The sequence below is a fragment of the Arthrobacter globiformis genome (assembly GCF_030815865.1).
Lineage (GTDB): Bacteria > Actinomycetota > Actinomycetes > Actinomycetales > Micrococcaceae > Arthrobacter > Arthrobacter globiformis_B.
Genome location: NZ_JAUSXI010000001.1, coordinates 651,069 through 666,930 on the forward strand (window position 1 = coordinate 651,069; position 15,862 = coordinate 666,930).

The following is a 15,862-nucleotide window of genomic DNA, read 5'->3' on the forward strand; positions in this document are numbered from 1 at the left end:
AACGTTCCCTGCCCGCTGTCAGGGGTTTGGGCTCGTGGGTCGTGCAACGGGTAGCATCAGAGGTCAGTCGCTACTGTCCGGGCGCTCTGGGTGGGTTGCGGCGGTCCAGGGTTAGGGGGTCGCTGCCCAGCGGATCGTCGGCCGGCTGCTTTCCGTCCAGCGGATCGTCCGCCATCCGGGTGTCCGACTGCGGCGTCTCGGCCAGCTGGCTGGAGGTCAGCGGATTGGGATCCTGGTCCGGACCGCCGCTGTCCGGACCGCCGCCGGCCTCTTCGGGACGTGCGCTTTCAGTGTCGTCGAGTGGGGCCCCTGCGCCCTGCGGACCTTGGTTCTCCGTCATGGTTGATACCTCTCCAGCATCTCGGGTTGCCGAGTACAACCGGCAATCACTCGCCATAAAATAGTAAGCATGATTACTATTAGATAGTAAGTACCCTGAGGGCCGCTAGTTCAACCGGCCGCCCGCTCCGGCAACGTTTGCCCGGCGCAGGTGACCAACCTGCCGGATAGTCACGTGCTGAAAAAGAGAGAGGTGGATCCACGGTGGACCCAAGTGCCTGGATTTGGATCGTCGTTGTAATCGTCGTCATTGCACTCGTTGTGGTGCTTCTGATGTCCAGCCGTAAGCGCAGGGAGGCGTTCCAGCAGAAGCGCGATGAGCAGAACCGCCAGCACGCATCCGAGATCCGCAGGAAAGCGGAGAATGCCGATCTTGAGGCGCGCGAAAACGAGGCGCGGGCCATGCACGCCAAGGCTGATGCCGAGAAAGCTCAGGTAGAGGCTGCCCGGCTTCGCCAGGAGGCTGAGCAAAAGCAGTCGGCTGCCCAGGACCTCCGGACGGATGCCGAGAAGCACCAGTACAAGGCGAACGCCCTTGACCCGGACGTGGACGAGGATGGCAACCGGCGCGACGATGCACGAGCGGATGCCGGAACTGATGATGATCGGGCCGCCGATGCGCGGAACGCTGGCGGCCGGGACGCCGACGGCAGCACTGACGCTACCCGGCGGAACACTCCGCGCGAGTAGGTCGCCGTCGGTTGTTTGCACCACCGGAAGGCCCGCTGGTTGCAGCAGCGGATGTCAGTGCCAGGGTATTAGCGGTGCCGGGCGAGGCCGAGGAGGCTGCGCCGCGGTTTGAGCGGTGGAGACGCCGGAACGCCGGCGCCTTTGCCCATGCCGTCTATCACGTCACGGATGGCTTCAAGTGAGGGCGTGTGCGGCTCCCAGCCGAGCTCGTTCCGGATCCGTCCGGTGTCCATGATCGGTGCGCCCGCAGCCATCTCCACCCACCCCGAGTCCGTCTGCTGAAGCCGCAGCCGCCAGGTGGCGCCGACGAAGGCGTGCAGCGCGCGGACCGGTATGGGGAGAACCCTCTTGGCCGAAAAAAGCCTGGCCAGGTTTTGCGGTGTGACCACCGGTTCCGCCGCCACATTAAAGGCCCCGCTGGCCTTGCGCTCAAGCACGCGCCAGTACGCGTCCGCGACGTCGTCGGCATGCACCGCCTGGAAGACAAGTTCGTCGGGAACCGGCAATACCGGCAACGCCGGCCGGCGCGGGACGAGCCTCGGGTGCACCCATCCCAGGAAGTACCTGCCGATTTCGCTTCCGGCCTCCGCCTGGAAGATGAGTCCGGGGCGCAGCCTGGCCACGGCAACCGAGGGATTGTCCGCCGCGAACCCGTCCAGCAGCTTTTCCTGCTCCGCCTTGTGCCGGCTGTAATGTGAGCCCTCGATGCCGCCTGCCGGCCAGGATTCGTCCACGCGGGGGTCCTTCGGTGACTTGCTGTACGCGCCAACCGAGGAGGCGCAGACCACGTGATTCACGCCTGCGTCCCGGGCGGCCGCCAGTACGTTCGCCGTGCCGGTGACATTGGTGCGGTGCAGCAGTGGCAGATCCCGGTTCGGTTGGATCTGCCAGGCGAGATGCACCACGGCGTCTGCTCCGGCAAAGGCCTTGGCCAGGTTCTGTGCCGCACTGTCACCGCCCACGTCCAGGGTGTGCCATTCGACGCCGGCGTACGGTGGCCGTGAAGTGTCTGGCGCGCGGCGGCTGATGCCCACCAGTTCCAGCCCGCCGGGGTGTTCCTGCCGGGCCTTCTGGAGCCTGCGCAGGAGTGCTGTTCCCGCATTGCCGCTGGCGCCCGTGATAGCGATGCGCATGAAATGCCTTCCGTCCGTTGCCCTGGAAACGTGACTGCCGGGCCGCCTGGTAACGGTCCCGTGGCCCTGGTGCTTCTTTCGAGCCTAACGCCTGGGGCCATTGTGCAATAAGCACGCTTATGATTTCCTTCTTCTAAGTCTTGCCGCAGGCTTTCTCGAGCTACCGATCGAAGGAACCCACGACAATGCCAGAAACTCCGCCTTCTTTGTCCATGACCGGCCCGCCCCGCGCAGCACCCCGGCCTGTGCACCCGCCTGCGACCCCGGTAGTGCCCCAGACGGGGCGGCTGCACGATGCTTTCCAGAACCAACTGGTGCTCGATTACCTGGATCTGGCGGAGGCGCTCGCCTCGCGGTTTGCAGCCCGGGGACGGGAGCGCTCAGACCTGGTCCAGGTGGCCTACCTGGGGCTCATCAAGGCCGCCCGGGGCTTCGATGAGGAGAAGGGCGAAAGCTTCCCTGCCTACGCGGCGCCCACCATCAGCGGCGAACTCAAGCGCTTCTTGCGGGACCGGTGCTGGACCGTCCGGCCGCCACGGCGCATCCAGGACGTCCGGACGCAGCTCCAGCACACCGCCCCGGACCTGGCCCAGTCGTTGGGCCGTGTTCCGTCGGCGCAGGAATTGGCCAGCGAACTGGGCGTTACCCCGGCTGACGTCCGGGAAGCGCAGGCCGCCGGCAGCAGCATGCATCCCGACTCGCTGGACAGCCCGGATCCCTGGGGCGGGCCAACCATGGGCGAGGGGCTGGTCTCCCCGGACCAGCCGATCGAGCACCTCGAAGAACTCGTGTGCCTCCACGAGGCAATCCAGGAGTTGGACCCTGACGACCGGGAGATGCTGTACCGGCGCTACTTCCGCGAGGAGACCCAGGTGGAACTCGGCAAACGGTTCGGCATCTCCCAGATGCAGGTGTCCCGGCGGCTGTCTCGGATCCTAGTTTGGCTGCAGCGCCGGCTGCTCGATGAGGAGGACCGGAGCGGCGAGGGCCGGAGCGGCGGCAGCGCCCGCAGCGCCAGGGGGGACAGCGATCGGGCAAGCGCGGATCAGGGGAGCCCGAGCCGCCCCACCGCCGCCAGGACATCCTCCACTGAAACTGCCAGCAGGGCCGGATCAGGAGTGGCCGCGAAGGTGTCGCCGCGGCGCGCCTGAGCGTCCGTTAGTACGATGTGCGGTCCTGGTGGTGGGCCCCAGACCTCAGCCGGGGCCGGACCGAAAAGCACCACCGAAGGCCGCGCATACGCAGAGGCGAGGTGCGCCGCACCGGTGTCCGCGGACACCACAAGCCGGGATTCCGCGATGGCGGCCATGAATTCGGCCAGCCGCAGCCGCCCCGCCAGGACCTGGACTTCCGGGAGCCCGGCGAGCCGTGCAACGTCCAGTGCCCGCGGCCGTTCCGCCGAGCTGCCGGTAAACATCACCCGGTGACCATCCTCCGCGAGGGTGCGGGCCACTTCGGCAAAGCGGTCCTCGGGCCACAGCCGGCTGCCGTATGCAGCCCCCACGTGCAGCACGGTGGCTCCAGGGCAGGGGCTGGGAACGGCCGGCGGGAGAAGCCGGAAATCGTCCGGTTCCGCGTCGATGCCATGCCACTGCAGCAGCCTGGTCCACCGCTCGCGCTCATGGATTTCCTCCAGCCACCCCGGGCCCGGCCGCTCGAGGGTCCGGTGGCCGACGATGGTTTTGGGCTGGACGGCGGTGATGCGGGCCTCGCTTTCGGGTCCGCTGCCGTGCAGGTTCACGGCGATATCCACCTTGCCTGCCTCGATGGGAATCGGAACGTCCAGGCCATGCGTCGGAAGCAGTTCGTAGCCTCCCACCAGCTCCAGCGCGTCTTCCAGCCAGTCCTGGGCCGCGTAGAGCAGGCGGTGTTCCGGATAGGCACGCCGCAGGGCGCGGAGCGCCGGAACCGCAACCAGCAAGTCGCCAAGCTTCAGTGCCCGCAGGACCAGCAGGACCGGTTGTTCATGCTTGCCGTTTGATGCTTCCACTGCCGTCCTTCTCCTCCTCGGTCTGGTACTGCCGCGCCGCCTGTCGAGGAGTCTAGCGGAGAAGAAGTACGCGGCCTTCTGTTTAGGTCTCGCGTGGGCGGGGAACGAAGGGGATATGGCAAGTGATGCTTCTACGCTCAAGGCTGTGCTTTTCGACCGGGACGGGACGCTTGTAGTTGACGTGCCTTACAACGGCGACCCGCAGAGGGTCACGCCCTTTCCCGGTGCGCGGAAAGTCCTCGACGAAGTGCGCAGCTTGGGACTGGCCACCGGCGTGCTGAGTAACCAGTCGGGCATTGCCCGCGGCCTCCTGACAGCCGAGGAGGTGGACAACGTGAACGCGCGGGTGGAGGACCTGCTGGGCCCTTTTGACGTCTGGGAGGTCTGCCCGCACGGGGCCGGGGATGGCTGCCTGTGCCGTAAGCCGTCGCCGGGCATGATCCACAGCGCCTGCCGGCGTCTCGGCATCGACCCTTCAGAGGCGGCGTTCATCGGCGACATCGGCAGCGACGTCGAGGCGGCCGCGGCCGCCGGTGCACGGGGGGTCCTGGTTCCCACTCCGCAGACCAGAACCGAAGAAGTCGAGGCCGCCGCCGAGGTAGCCGCAGACCTCGAGCAGGCTGTTGCGCTGCTGTTTGGGGAGCTGCTGCTTGGGGGACCTCGGGGACCGGTGCTTCGAGGACCGGCATGAGCAGGGTCCTCGTGGCCCGGCTGGACAGCGTCGGTGACGTCCTCCTGGCAGGCCCGGCAGTCCGGGCCGTGGCGAACGGACGGCGGGCCGACGGCGGCAGCCCCAACGACGTCGTCGTGCTTTGCGGACCGCAGGGCCAATCGGCGGCCTCACTGCTGCCCAATGTGGCCGACGTCTTTGCCTGGGACACCCCGTGGATCAGCAACCCTGCCCCGGCGGTCACAGGACCGCATTTGGACTCGCTGGTGGGGTACGTCCGGAATTCCCGCATCACCGAGGCGGTCATCCTCACCTCCTTTCACCAGTCGCCGCTTCCGCTGGCGCTCCTCCTGCGGCTAGCCGGCGTGGAGCGCATCACCGGCGCGTCCACTGACTACGCGGGCACCCTCTTGGACGTCAGGCTGAAACCCGGCGAGGACTTTCCCGAGGACCAGCCGGAATCCGTTCGGGCGCTCGGCATCGCCCGGGCGGCGGGCTTCCAGCTCAAGACGGGTGACGACGGAAAGCTCATGGTCAAGGACCCTCCCGGCATCCGGCACCTGGTGGGGGAGGGCCCCTACGTGGTGGTCCACCCGGGGGCAACGGTCCCGGCGCGGGCCTGGCCGCCGCTGCACCATGCGGCGGCCGTGGAGCTGCTGGAGGGCGCCGGCCACCGGGTGGTGGTGACCGGCGGTCCGGGGGAAACAGCCCTCACCGCAACCGTGGCCGGCCCTTCTGCCATTGACCTCGGCGGACGGACAGACCTTTCCACCCTCTCCGGTGTCCTGGCCAACGCGGATGTCGTGGTCACCGGCAACACCGGGCCCGCCCACCTGGCCGCCGCCGTCGGAACCCCGGTGGTGAGCCTGTTTTCCCCGGTTGTGCCGGCCGTCCGGTGGGCGCCGTACGGCGTTCCGCTGGAACTGCTGGGCGACCAGAACGCGCCGTGCCGGCTCAGCCGCGCACGCGACTGTCCGGTACCGGGACATCCCTGCCTCAGCTCTGTTTCGCCGGAGCAGGTGGTGGAAGCCGTCGAACGCCTGCTGAGTGGGGTCTCCTCCCTCAGCACACGGAGAAAGGTCCGGAAACAATGAGAATCCTGCTTTGGCACGTGCACGGGTCGTGGACGGACGCCTTTGTCCGCGGCCGGCACGAGTACCTGCTGCCGGTCCTGCCCGGCGGCGGTCCCTGGGGACTGGGCCGGGCGGGCCGGCCCTGGCCAGCTTCCGTGCGGGAGGTCGCGCTCGCGGAGCTGGACTCCGGCAGTATTGACGCCGTCGTGCTTCAGCGTCCGGAGGAAGCCGCGGAGGTGACGCGCGTCCTGGGCCGCCGGACCGGCGTCGATCTTCCCGCCGTGTACGTGGAACACAACACCCCCAAGGGTGATGTTCCCTTCACCGTCCATCCGCTCGGGGATCAGAACGGCATCCCGATCGTCCACGTGACCCATTTCAACGAGCTGTTCTGGGACAGCGGCCGCGCACCGACCAAGGTCATCGAGCACGGCATCGCGGACCCCGGCTACCTTTACACGGGCGAGGTCCCGGAGCTGGGCGTGGTGGTCAATGAACCGGTGCGCCGCGGACGGGTGACGGGCACGGACCTGCTGCCCCGCTTCGCCACCGCAGCCCCGCTCCAGGTCTTCGGCATGGGCGGCGAGGGGCTGGCGCAGGCTACGGGAATTCCTTCGGCGCGCCTCACCGTCCGGGGCGATCTGAAAACCGCGGAGCTCCACCGTGAACTGGCGCGCTGCCGGGCATACCTGCACCCGCTGCGCTGGACTTCGCTTGGGCTGGCGCTGCTGGAGGCGATGCATCTCGGCATGCCGGTCCTGGCGCTGGCCACCACCGAGGCGGCACGGGCCGTCCCGCCCGAGGCAGGCTGCATCTCCACTGACGTGGAGGAGCTGGGCCGGTGTGCCCGGCAGCTGGTCAACGATCCGGAGGAGGCGCGACGGCGGGGCAAAGTTGCCCGGGAAGCGGCGCTGGAGCGCTATGGGCTGGAACGTTTTCTGGCCGACTGGGATGAGCTGCTGGCGGATCTTGTGCCGGCCGGCGGCGGAGGGAAAGTACAGGGGGAGGGGCGGCTGCAGGGGTCTTTGGAGGGGGCGCCATCCGGCGATGCAGCTTTGAAGGGGTCCGGACCGGATGCCCTCACCGCGGCGCGAGAAGGGAATATGCATTGAAGATCTCAATGATTTCGGAACACGCCAGTCCTTTGGCAGCGCTTGGCGGAGTGGACGCCGGCGGCCAGAACGTCCATGTGGCGGCCCTTTCGTCGGCACTGGCCCGTCGGGGCCACCGGGTAACGGTCTACACGAGGCGTGACTCGCCGGATTTGCCCACGAGGGTGCGGGTGCATCCACGGCTCGAGGTGGTGCACGTGGACGCCGGGCCGGCCGAACATGTGCCCAAGGACGATCTGCTGCCCTTCATGGGCGCCCTGGCGGACGGCGTGGTCCGGGACTGGGACGGCTCGCCGCCGCACGTGGTGCACGGCCACTTCTGGATGTCCGGCGTCGCCGCGCTGGACGCCGCACGCCGTGACCCGGGCGGCTTCCGGGTTCCGGTGGTGCAGACCTTCCACGCATTGGGCACGGTCAAGCGCCGCCACCAGGGCGCCGCCGACACGAGCCCGGCCGAGAGGCGTTTCCTCGAACCGTCCGTGGGCCGGTCGGCGGACCGGATCGTCGCCACGTGCTCCGACGAAGTGTTCGAGCTGAGGGCGATGGGGATCGATACCCGCCGGGTTTCCATCGCCCCCTGCGGAGTGGATCTGGAACTCTTCTCCAGCGACGGTCCGGCCGACCCTCCCTCCCGCTCCCACCGCATCCTGTCCGTGGGCCGCCTGGTCCCGCGCAAGGGTATGGATCTGGTGATCCGCGCGCTGCCGTATCTGCTGCAGGCGGGGTTCGACGACGTCGAGCTGCTCATTGTGGGCGGCGACGCGGACGCGGACGCGGGCGGGCAGGATCCGGAGGCGCGCAGGCTGCTGGACCTTGCCCGGGACCTCGGGGTGGCGGACCATGTGGAGCTCCGGGGCCAGGTCCCCCGGGAGGCCATGCCCGGAGTCTTCCGAAGTGCGGACGCTGTGGTCTGCACTCCGTGGTACGAGCCCTTCGGGATTGTTCCGCTGGAGGCCATGGCCTGCGGCGTTCCGGTAGTTGCCGCTGCGGTGGGCGGCCTGACGGACAGCGTGGTGGACCGGGGAACCGGCCTGCACGTGCCGCCGAAGGACCCGGAAGCCATCGCCAAAGCCATCGGCACCTTGTTGGCCAGCCCGGACCTGCGCGCAAAACTCGGGCGCGCCGGCGAGCGGCGGGCCAAAGCCCGCTACTCCTGGAGCAGAGTCGCCGCCGAAACCGAAAAGGCCTACCAGTTGGCTATCGCAGGTTCTGTAGACGCTGGCAGCCTGGAATCGATGGAAGGAGCGGCACTGTGACTACGGAATCCCTGCGGGAGGCTGAGCTTCCTGCCATGAACCGGGTTGGCACACCGGGTTTTCCCTCTCTGGACGCGGACTCCTCCCCGGAGGAGGCTGGGCAGGACGACGCCCGGCACGACGCCAGTCCGGGCCCCCGGGAGGCAGTGCGGACCCACCTGGAAAACGTCCTGCCCGCCCTGCGGTCCCTGGAAAGCCAGGCAGACAGGCTGGCCGACTGGGGCGTGGAGCTGGCCCAGCGCCTGCTGAGCGGGCAGAAACTGCTTGCCGCCGGAAACGGCGGGTCCGCCGCCGAGGCGCAGCATCTGACTGCGGAACTTGTTGGCAGGTTCGACGGCGAGCGGATGCCCTTTTCCGCGATCTCCCTGCACGCGGAGAGTTCGGCCGTCACGGCGATTGCCAATGACTACGGCTACGAAGAGCTCTTCGCCCGGCAGGTCCGCGCCCACGGCAGGTCGGGGGACATCCTCGTGCTGCTGTCCACGAGCGGCCAGAGCCCCAACCTGCTCCGTGCAGCCGAGGCGGCCTCCAGGCTGAACGTGACCACGTGGGCCCTGACCGGGCCGGCGCCCAACCCGCTGGCATCCTGCTGCGATGATGCCGTGGCCATCGATGCCATCTCGGCCAATGCCCAGGAGGGGCACCTGATTGCGCTGCACGCCATTTGCCGGGCCTTCGAAGCCGAGGTGGTTCGCAGGGGCCAGGGCGTCCCCGGGCCGGAGGCTGATCGCGGATGAGGATCGCAGTGGTGGGTGACGTTTTGCTGGACGTAGACCTTTCCGGTGAGGCAACACGCCTGTGCCCCGACGCGCCGGTGCCGGTGGTGGACGTCTCCGAGGTCCGGCGCCGGGCCGGCGGCGCCGGGCTCGTGGCCCGAATGCTGGCCCAGGACGGCCACCGGGTCACCCTGGTTACGGTGCTTTCCGACGACGACGCCTCCCTCGAGCTGGAAGGCGCCCTCGCCGGGGTGCATGTTGTCTCCGGGCCCTCCGGCGCGCGGACGCCGGTCAAGACCCGGGTCCGGGCAGGCCGCCAGCCGGTGGTGCGGGTGGATGAGGGATGCGGGCGGCCGGAGGTGCCGGCGGCGACGGCGGGCATGCTCAGGGCGCTGGAGCGCGCCGAAGCGATTGTGGTGGCCGATTATGGACGCGGTGTTGCCGCGAACCGGGAGATCCGCGACCTCCTCGCCGCCCGTGCCGGCGACATTCCGATCGTGTGGGATCCGCACCCCTCCGGTGCCGCACCCGTGCCCGGGGTGGCCGTGGTGACCCCAAACTTGTCCGAGGCTGCCAAGGCCGCGGACTCCGGTACCGGTACGCCTGCGGCGATTGCCGCCATCGGCACCCTGCTGCTGGACCGCTGGCAGAGCCAGGCGGTCCTTGTGACCATGGGGGAGCAGGGCGGCACCCTATCTCAGCGCGACACTTCACCCTTGGCCATCCCGGCCCCTCCCACCGAAGTCACTGATCCCTGCGGCGCCGGCGACCGGCTCGCGGCCAGTCTGGCCGTGCACCTGGCAGGGGGCTGCAGCCTCAGAGACGCCGCGGAACGTGCGATCAATGAGGCGGCAGCCTTCCTCGGTGCCGGCGGGGTGGCCTCCCTGCCGGACCGCCACCGGCCGGTCTGGCACCACAGCCGCGAGGAAGACGCCCTCGGCCTTGCGCGCCGGGTGCGCGCCAACGGGGGAACCGTCGTAGCCACGGGAGGCTGCTTCGACCTGCTGCACGCCGGCCACGCCCGCACGCTGGCGGCAGCCAGGGACCTGGGCGACTGCCTGATCGTGTGCCTGAACTCGGACGAGTCGGTGCGCCGGATCAAAGGTGAGCAGCGGCCCATTGTGAGCCAGCAGGACCGAGCCGAGCTCCTGCTGGCGCTCGAGTGTGTGGACGCCGTCCTGGTCTTCGGGGAGGACACCCCGGAGGCCTGCCTGGAAACGCTGCGGCCGGACGTCTGGGTGAAGGGCGGGGACTACCGCGCGTCGGAGCTTCCCGAGGCCGGGCTGGTCGAGAGCTGGGGAGGGCGCTGCATGACGGTGCCGTTCCACCAGGCCCGGTCCACGTCCGTCCTCGCGGACGCCCTGGCAAAGGTCAGCTGACCTTCACAACAAATCTTGAACTAGTCCCAAGCGAAAGGAACACCATGACTGAATCGACTTTCAAGCCAGGCCGGGTGCTGGTAACCGGCGGCGCCTCCGGACTGGGAGCCGCCGTCGTCGATGCCGTACTGAAAGCCGGCGGAACGCCGGTGGTGCTGGACCGGGACATCCGGAACGTCGCCGCGGCGAAGGCCTTTGAAGTGGACGTGTCGGACCGCGTTGCCGTGACCGAGGCCGTCCGGCAGGCAGCCGAAACCCTGGACGGGCTGGACGCCGTGGTCACCGCTGCCGGTATCGACCGGTGCGGCAAGCTGGAGGACGTGGCCGCAGAGGAATGGGAACGCGTCATCGGCGTCAACCTGATGGGCACGGTGTCCGTTGTCCGGGCGGCCCTTCCGTACCTCAAAGCGTCGCACGGCCGGGTGGTCACCATCGCGTCCACGCTGGGCAAACGGGCGCTGCCGGAGGCCACCGCCTACTGCGCCTCGAAATTCGCCGTAGTGGGCTTCAGCCATTCGCTGGCCGCCGAGACCGGCGGCGAGATTGGCGTGACCACCATGATTCCAGGCGGCATGAAGACGCGCTTCTTCGACGACCGCGCCGAGCAGTACAAGCCGCAGGACGACTCACGCCTCAACGACCCCGGCAACGTGGCGCAGGCAATTCTGTTTGTGCTGTCCCAGCCCACCGGCTGCGAGGTCCGCGAAATGCTTATCTGCCATGAGGAAGAGGGCTCGTGGCCGTGAGCTGGAGAACATCCTCGTAGACTTCCCCGGGTTCGACGGCCTTAACGGTGGACTCGTCATGCGGGCACCGTGGGGCCGTCCACCCGACCTGGGTGACGTCCACGCCGCACACCGGGCAGCGCGTGACCCAGCCGAGCCGGATGCGGTGCTTACTGCGGCCCAGCGGGGCGGCGTTGATGGCATTGCCCGCCCAGTAGATGCCCACTGTGGACGTGCCGAGGGCCTGGGCGAGGTGGCGCGGTCCGCTGTCGTTCGCCACCACGACGGCGCTGCCCGCAAGCAGGGCGGCAAGCTCACCCAGGCTGAGTTTGCCGGCCAGTGACTCTACGGCGGGGCGGGCGGCGCCGGACTCGTCCGCGGGGGATTGTTCCGTGCTGGATTGTTCTGCGGCGAGTTCCACCACCGCCTCGGCAAGTTCCTTTTCGCTGCTGTCGCCCACCACGTAAACCCGGAAACCGTCGTCGGCGGCCTTCCGTGCCACCGCGGCGAAGCGTTCGGCCGGCCAGCGCCGGCGCGGATCCGTCGCGCCCGGATGGATCACCAGCACGCGGCCCTGCCCGGGCCCGTCGTAGCCCAGCCCCGGCCCGCCGTTCCCCAAAGGCAGGTCCTGGGCGAGCCGCTGGCCAAACTCAGGCAGCGCCTCGAGCCTCGCTTCCAGCTCACGGGGAGGGGCCCCGGCGAATCCCGCCACCTCGAGGGCCCGGAGCGGCTCGTGCTGGTAGTACACGTAGGGCACGGTCCGCTCCAGCGGAGCGGCGTCCGGAGTTCTGGTGCCCACGGCGTGCCGGGCCCCGAGGCGCAGCAGGAAAGGATTCGAGTACCGGCCGCCGCCGTGCAACTGGACGGCCAGGTCAAAGTTCCTGCCACGCATCGCTGCAAAGAACCGTTCCACTTCTTCGTCGTCTTCCGGCCCCGGGCGGACCCCTTCGGCGAACGGCAGAATCACCGTCTCATCCACCGGTCCCACCGTCTGCGCCAGCAGTTCAGCGTGTACAGGCGTGCCCAGCAGGGTGACGCTGGCCCCAGGGTAGGCGGCCTTCAGGGCTGCAACCGCCGGGAGGGCAAACATCAGGTCGCCCAGCCCGCCGCCACGGAGAACGGCGATGCGGGAGACGCCGCTGAAGGGTTCCAAAACCGGGCCGATTCCGTGCCCTGTGATGCGTGCTCCGCCGAAGTCGGCGTTGAAGAGTTCCATGGTGTCAGCCCTCTCGGCTCCGGATCGTTCAGGTCGGGATGCGTTCAGGTCGGATCGGATCAGTGGGGCCCACCCTACGGTGCATCGGGCCTGTTTTGCCAGCTCAGAAAACCCGGCCCGCCAGCTGAGTAAGACCAGCCGCCAGCTCTGAAAACTCCTGCCGGAGGCGCGTGTAAACCCCTCGACGCCGGGGTACGGATCACCTCAGAGAGGGCGGGAACGGACGCCCGGCAACACTGAGCAGCATGCCTAAAGACCAGTGCCTTGAGACCAGTGCCTTGGAGACCGAGAATCGAAGGACCAGCGTCTGGAGACCCAGCGCCTGCAGCCCCGGTGGCACAGGCCAAGCCCCAGTGAGGAGCCACATGCAATCCACCATCACCAGCGAGCTGGCGAATGCGGAAGACACGCTCACCATCCTGAACCCGCGAACGGGGGACACCGTCGGCAACCTTTCCGTCGCCGGCGCACATGATGTGGCAGGAGCCGTGGCGGCGGCCCGCGCTGCCCAACCCGGCTGGGCTGCCACGCCTCCCGGGGAGCGGGGCCAGCTGCTGCGCCGGGCCGCCCGGGCGCTGGACGCGGCCGCTGCCGAACTTGCTGATCTGAACGCACAGGAGACCGGCCGTCCGGTGGATGAGGCCCTTGCCGGTATTGCCGCCGGTGTTTCCACGCTGGAGCAGTATGCGGAGCTCGGTCCCGTACACCGCGGCCACAGCCTGCGCGGCAACATGCTCGCAGCGGACTACACCGTCGCCGAGCCGCGCGGCGTGGCGGTGCTGCTGACGCCGTGGAACGATCCCGTCGCCGTGGCCTGCGGGCTCATAGGGGCCGCCCTGGTTACCGGGAACACGGCCATTCACAAACCGAGCGAGCGCTGCCCCCACGTGGGAGAGCTGCTGGGGGAGGCGCTGGCGCCGGTATTTCCGCCCAACGTGCTGGTCACGCTGACAGGAGGAGCCGACGTCGGGACCCTCCTCACGCAGCAGTCTGACGTGGATATGTTCGCCCACGTCGGGTCCAGCGCGACCGGTGACCGGATTGCGCGGGCGGCGGTGCTGACGGGTGCCCATGTCATCAGGGAAAACGGCGGGAACGATCCGCTGCTGGTGGATGCGGACGTGGATCCCGGCTGGGCCGCGGAGCAGGCGGCGATCGGGGCCTTCAGCAACAGCGGGCAGATCTGCACGTCAGTGGAGCGGATCTACGTCCACCGGTCCATCGCCGAACCGTTCTGCCATGCGCTCGCCGGACAGGCCCGGGACCGGAACACAGAACGCCGGCTCGCGCCGCTCGTGGACACCCGGATGCGGGATGCGGTCCACCGGCACGTGGCCGAGGCGCTGCAGCTGGGTGCCCGGGCCGTGGAGGGCGGCACGGTCCCGGACGGGCCAGGCGCCTTCTACCCGGCCACGGTCCTGTTGGACTGCACCGACACCATGGACGTCATGGCAGAGGAAACATTCGGCCCTGTCGCTCCGGTGCGTGTGGTGGACAGCTTCGAGGAAGGGCTCACGCTCGCCGCGGCCGGCCGGTACGGACTTGCCGCCACCGTTCTGACCGGCACCATCGCCCACGCCCAGCAAGCCGTCGCCGCGCTGCCGGTGGGGACCGTCAAGGTCAACGAAGTGTTCGGCGGCGCACCCGGCGGAGCCGCCCAGCCCCGGGGCGAAAGCGGGCACGGGTTTGGCTACGGGCCCGAACTCCTGGACGAATTCACACGCGTAAAGGTGGTGCACATCGCTGCGCCGCCTGCGCCGGAGGCCCAAGCCCGGCAAGCTAACGACGCTGGGCCAGGTGAAGGGGCAGTGGCAGGTGAAGGGGCAGTGTTAGGTGATGGGGCAGTGCCAGTTGATGGGGCATTGCCAGCTGACGGGGCAGCATCGTGACCGCCGGGACACCCGGCGCCGGGGGACTCGCCGGGGACGACGGCGGCCCGATGTCTTCCAAACCGGAGTTTTCCGAATCTGGGCGTTCCGCATCAGGGCTTTCCGAACCTGCGGTTTCCGAACCTGCGCTTTCAGAACAGCGCGGCCTTGCGGCGTGGCTTCCCCGGAGGCTGGCCCAGGAGCATCCTGCCGTCACCGTCGTGGGCGACTTCATGCTCGACGGCTGGTGGACCGGCACGATCGACAGGATGTGCCGCGAGGCCCCGGCTCCCGTGGTGGACATCGTCCGGCGTGATTTTGCCCCCGGCGGTGCCGCCAACACGGCCATGAACCTGGCCGCACTCGGCGCGCGTGTCAGTGTGGCAGGAATCATCGGAGCGGACGACGCCGGCGCGGAACTTCGGCGCCAACTGATCGCCGCGGGGGTGGACACCAGGCTGCTCGCCGAACACCCGGACATGGCCACCCCCACCAAGATCCGGATCAGCAGCGGCGGCCAGGTCCTCCTGCGCTTCGACGACACCGCGGCAACTGTCCCGCCCGAAGCCCTGGCGACGTTCGAGGCGGCGGTTCCCGCCGCCGTCGGACACCAGAACGCGGTGGTGATCTGCGACTACGGAACGGGCGTCCTCGCAGAACCGGTCCGCGGCCGGCTCATCGGATCCCTGGCCGGGCGCGGTCAGGACACGCTTGTGGTGGTGGACGCGCACGATCCGCGCCCGTGGGCCGGACTTGAGCCGGACCTGGTCACGCCCAACGCGCAGGAGGCCGCCCGGATGCTTGACCTCCGGCTGGGCAGCGGGCCCGAGCGCGCGGCGGTGGTGACCGAGCACGCCGGCGAGCTGCTGCAGGCGACGGGAGCACGCGCCGTCGTGGTCACGCTGGACCGGGACGGGACGGTCCTCATTCCGGTCGCCGGAAACCCGCACCGGACGTGGGCGCGGCCTGCCACCGAGAAGCAGGCCTCCGGCGCGGGCGACACGTTCGTGGCTGCCCTGACCCTGGCGCGTGCGGCGTCGTTGCCGCTGTCGGCCAGCCTGGACCTGGCGCAGGCCGCTGCGGATGTGGTGGTCCATCATCCCGGGACGTCGGTGTGCGGCACGGACGAGCTGGGCCGCTACCTGGAAAGCTTCGGGGACGCCGCCCTTACGGCAGACGAACTGGAGCGGCACATAAGGGCCCACCGCAACGACGGCCAGCGCGTGGTGCTGACCAACGGCTGTTTCGACGTGCTGCACCGGGGGCACACTCGTTACCTGAACCAGGCCAAGCAGCTCGGCGACGTCCTGGTGGTGGCACTCAACAGTGACGACTCCGTCCGGAAGCTCAAGGGGCCGGGCCGTCCTATCAACAGCGTGGCGGACCGGGCGGCCGTGATCGCCGCCCTGAGCTGCGTGGACTACGTGACCGTCTTCGACACCGCGACTCCGATTCCCCTGATCGAACGGCTGCGTCCGGAAATCTACGCCAAGGGCGGGGACTATACGCCGGAGATGCTGGCCGAAACCGAGGCCGTGGAGGCGTACGGTGGCACGGTCACCATCCTCGACTATGTGGCCGAGCGTTCCACCACGGCGATGGTCCAGCGCATACGCAACGGCGAGGGCGCCCCTGTCCCGGAGGGGTAAAACCGCTGGCTGGGCCTGCCGGTGATCGAGCTGTGGCCCGGCAGGC

At 69.0% G+C, this 15,862-nt stretch carries 15 protein-coding genes; 11 read left to right on the forward strand and 4 right to left on the reverse strand.

The window, feature by feature from the left end:
- Window positions 1–70: 70 nt before the first annotated feature.
- Window positions 71–340 (reverse strand): hypothetical protein, encoded by a 270-nt coding sequence (locus QFZ33_RS03040; RefSeq protein ID WP_307024722.1) that lies wholly within the window; start codon window positions 338–340, stop codon window positions 71–73.
- A 203-nt stretch (window positions 341–543) separates the two neighbouring features.
- Between QFZ33_RS03040 and QFZ33_RS03045 the strand changes: the two genes are divergently transcribed.
- Entirely contained in the window at window positions 544–1,029 is a 486-nt protein-coding gene (locus QFZ33_RS03045) for a hypothetical protein (protein ID WP_307024724.1), read from the forward strand.
- A gap of 68 nt (window positions 1,030–1,097) precedes the next feature.
- On the opposite strand, the gene QFZ33_RS03050 is transcribed toward QFZ33_RS03045, so the two are convergent.
- Window positions 1,098–2,162: an NAD-dependent epimerase/dehydratase family protein gene (locus tag QFZ33_RS03050; protein ID WP_307024726.1), complete on the reverse strand. Its 1,065-nt coding sequence runs from the start codon at window positions 2,160–2,162 to the stop codon at window positions 1,098–1,100.
- 185 nt (window positions 2,163–2,347) lie between these two features.
- Between QFZ33_RS03050 and QFZ33_RS03055 the strand changes: the two genes are divergently transcribed.
- Entirely contained in the window at window positions 2,348–3,313 is a 966-nt protein-coding gene (locus QFZ33_RS03055; protein WP_307024728.1) for a sigma-70 family RNA polymerase sigma factor, read from the forward strand.
- On the opposite strand, the gene QFZ33_RS03060 is transcribed toward QFZ33_RS03055, so the two are convergent.
- The gene (locus tag QFZ33_RS03060; protein WP_307024730.1) at window positions 3,208–4,152 is read right to left on the reverse strand and encodes a glycosyltransferase family 9 protein; all 945 of its coding nucleotides are present in this window, start codon (window positions 4,150–4,152) and stop codon (window positions 3,208–3,210) included. The genes QFZ33_RS03055 and QFZ33_RS03060 overlap by 106 nt on opposite strands.
- Before the next feature lie 115 nt (window positions 4,153–4,267).
- Between QFZ33_RS03060 and QFZ33_RS03065 the strand changes: the two genes are divergently transcribed.
- From QFZ33_RS03065 to QFZ33_RS03095, 7 genes are read left to right on the forward strand one after another with little or no spacing between them, the layout of a single operon-like run.
- Window positions 4,268–4,843: a D-glycero-alpha-D-manno-heptose-1,7-bisphosphate 7-phosphatase gene (locus QFZ33_RS03065; protein WP_307024732.1), complete on the forward strand. Its 576-nt coding sequence runs from the start codon at window positions 4,268–4,270 to the stop codon at window positions 4,841–4,843.
- Window positions 4,840–5,916: a glycosyltransferase family 9 protein gene (locus QFZ33_RS03070; protein ID WP_307024734.1), complete on the forward strand. Its 1,077-nt coding sequence runs from the start codon at window positions 4,840–4,842 to the stop codon at window positions 5,914–5,916. The genes QFZ33_RS03065 and QFZ33_RS03070 overlap by 4 nt, the downstream gene beginning before the upstream one ends.
- Complete coding sequence (locus QFZ33_RS03075; RefSeq protein WP_307024736.1) at window positions 5,913–7,007, forward strand: glycosyltransferase; 1,095 nt, start codon at window positions 5,913–5,915, stop codon at window positions 7,005–7,007. Before QFZ33_RS03070 ends, QFZ33_RS03075 begins: the two co-directional genes overlap by 4 nt.
- The gene (locus QFZ33_RS03080) at window positions 7,004–8,263 is read left to right on the forward strand and encodes a glycosyltransferase (RefSeq protein WP_307024738.1); all 1,260 of its coding nucleotides are present in this window, start codon (window positions 7,004–7,006) and stop codon (window positions 8,261–8,263) included. The genes QFZ33_RS03075 and QFZ33_RS03080 overlap by 4 nt, the downstream gene beginning before the upstream one ends.
- Window positions 8,260–9,000 (forward strand): D-sedoheptulose-7-phosphate isomerase, encoded by a 741-nt coding sequence (locus QFZ33_RS03085; protein WP_307024740.1) that lies wholly within the window; start codon window positions 8,260–8,262, stop codon window positions 8,998–9,000. The genes QFZ33_RS03080 and QFZ33_RS03085 overlap by 4 nt, the downstream gene beginning before the upstream one ends.
- Window positions 8,997–10,358 carry a D-glycero-beta-D-manno-heptose 1-phosphate adenylyltransferase gene (rfaE2, locus tag QFZ33_RS03090; RefSeq protein WP_307024742.1) on the forward strand — a complete coding sequence of 454 codons (1,362 nt, stop codon included), beginning with the start codon at window positions 8,997–8,999 and terminating at the stop codon, window positions 10,356–10,358. Before QFZ33_RS03085 ends, rfaE2 (QFZ33_RS03090) begins: the two co-directional genes overlap by 4 nt.
- A 44-nt stretch (window positions 10,359–10,402) precedes the next feature.
- On the forward strand, window positions 10,403–11,104 hold the full coding sequence (locus tag QFZ33_RS03095) for an SDR family oxidoreductase (RefSeq protein WP_307024744.1): 702 nt from the start codon (window positions 10,403–10,405) through the stop codon (window positions 11,102–11,104).
- On the opposite strand, the gene QFZ33_RS03100 is transcribed toward QFZ33_RS03095, so the two are convergent.
- Complete coding sequence (locus QFZ33_RS03100; RefSeq protein ID WP_307024746.1) at window positions 11,070–12,299, reverse strand: glycosyltransferase family 9 protein; 1,230 nt, start codon at window positions 12,297–12,299, stop codon at window positions 11,070–11,072. The two genes, QFZ33_RS03095 and QFZ33_RS03100, sit on opposite strands and share 35 nt — an antisense overlap.
- A gap of 365 nt (window positions 12,300–12,664) precedes the next feature.
- Between QFZ33_RS03100 and QFZ33_RS03105 the strand changes: the two genes are divergently transcribed.
- Together QFZ33_RS03105 and rfaE2 (QFZ33_RS03110) are read left to right on the forward strand one after the other, a co-directional pair.
- Window positions 12,665–14,188 carry an aldehyde dehydrogenase family protein gene (locus QFZ33_RS03105; RefSeq protein WP_307024749.1) on the forward strand — a complete coding sequence of 508 codons (1,524 nt, stop codon included), beginning with the start codon at window positions 12,665–12,667 and terminating at the stop codon, window positions 14,186–14,188.
- Entirely contained in the window at window positions 14,185–15,816 is a 1,632-nt protein-coding gene (rfaE2, locus tag QFZ33_RS03110; protein ID WP_373427227.1) for a D-glycero-beta-D-manno-heptose 1-phosphate adenylyltransferase, read from the forward strand. The genes QFZ33_RS03105 and rfaE2 (QFZ33_RS03110) overlap by 4 nt, the downstream gene beginning before the upstream one ends.
- Window positions 15,817–15,862: the final 46 nt, after the last annotated feature.

Bases quoted from the DNA above. Each gene is read 5' to 3' on its own strand.
- QFZ33_RS03040 (WP_307024722.1), bottom strand. From the start codon at position 340: ATGACGGAGAACCAAGGTCCGCAGGGCGCAGGGGCCCCACTCGACGAC.
- QFZ33_RS03050 (WP_307024726.1), bottom strand. From the start codon at position 2,162: ATGCGCATCGCTATCACGGGCGCCAGCGGCAATGCGGGAACAGCACTC.
- QFZ33_RS03055 (WP_307024728.1), top strand. From the start codon at position 2,348: ATGCCAGAAACTCCGCCTTCTTTGTCCATGACCGGCCCGCCCCGCGCA.
- QFZ33_RS03065 (WP_307024732.1), top strand. From the start codon at position 4,268: ATGGCAAGTGATGCTTCTACGCTCAAGGCTGTGCTTTTCGACCGGGAC.
- QFZ33_RS03070 (WP_307024734.1), top strand. From the start codon at position 4,840: ATGAGCAGGGTCCTCGTGGCCCGGCTGGACAGCGTCGGTGACGTCCTC.
- QFZ33_RS03075 (WP_307024736.1), top strand. From the start codon at position 5,913: ATGAGAATCCTGCTTTGGCACGTGCACGGGTCGTGGACGGACGCCTTT.
- rfaE2 (WP_307024742.1), top strand. From the start codon at position 8,997: ATGAGGATCGCAGTGGTGGGTGACGTTTTGCTGGACGTAGACCTTTCC.
- QFZ33_RS03095 (WP_307024744.1), top strand. From the start codon at position 10,403: ATGACTGAATCGACTTTCAAGCCAGGCCGGGTGCTGGTAACCGGCGGC.
- QFZ33_RS03100 (WP_307024746.1), bottom strand. From the start codon at position 12,299: ATGGAACTCTTCAACGCCGACTTCGGCGGAGCACGCATCACAGGGCAC.
- QFZ33_RS03105 (WP_307024749.1), top strand. From the start codon at position 12,665: ATGCAATCCACCATCACCAGCGAGCTGGCGAATGCGGAAGACACGCTC.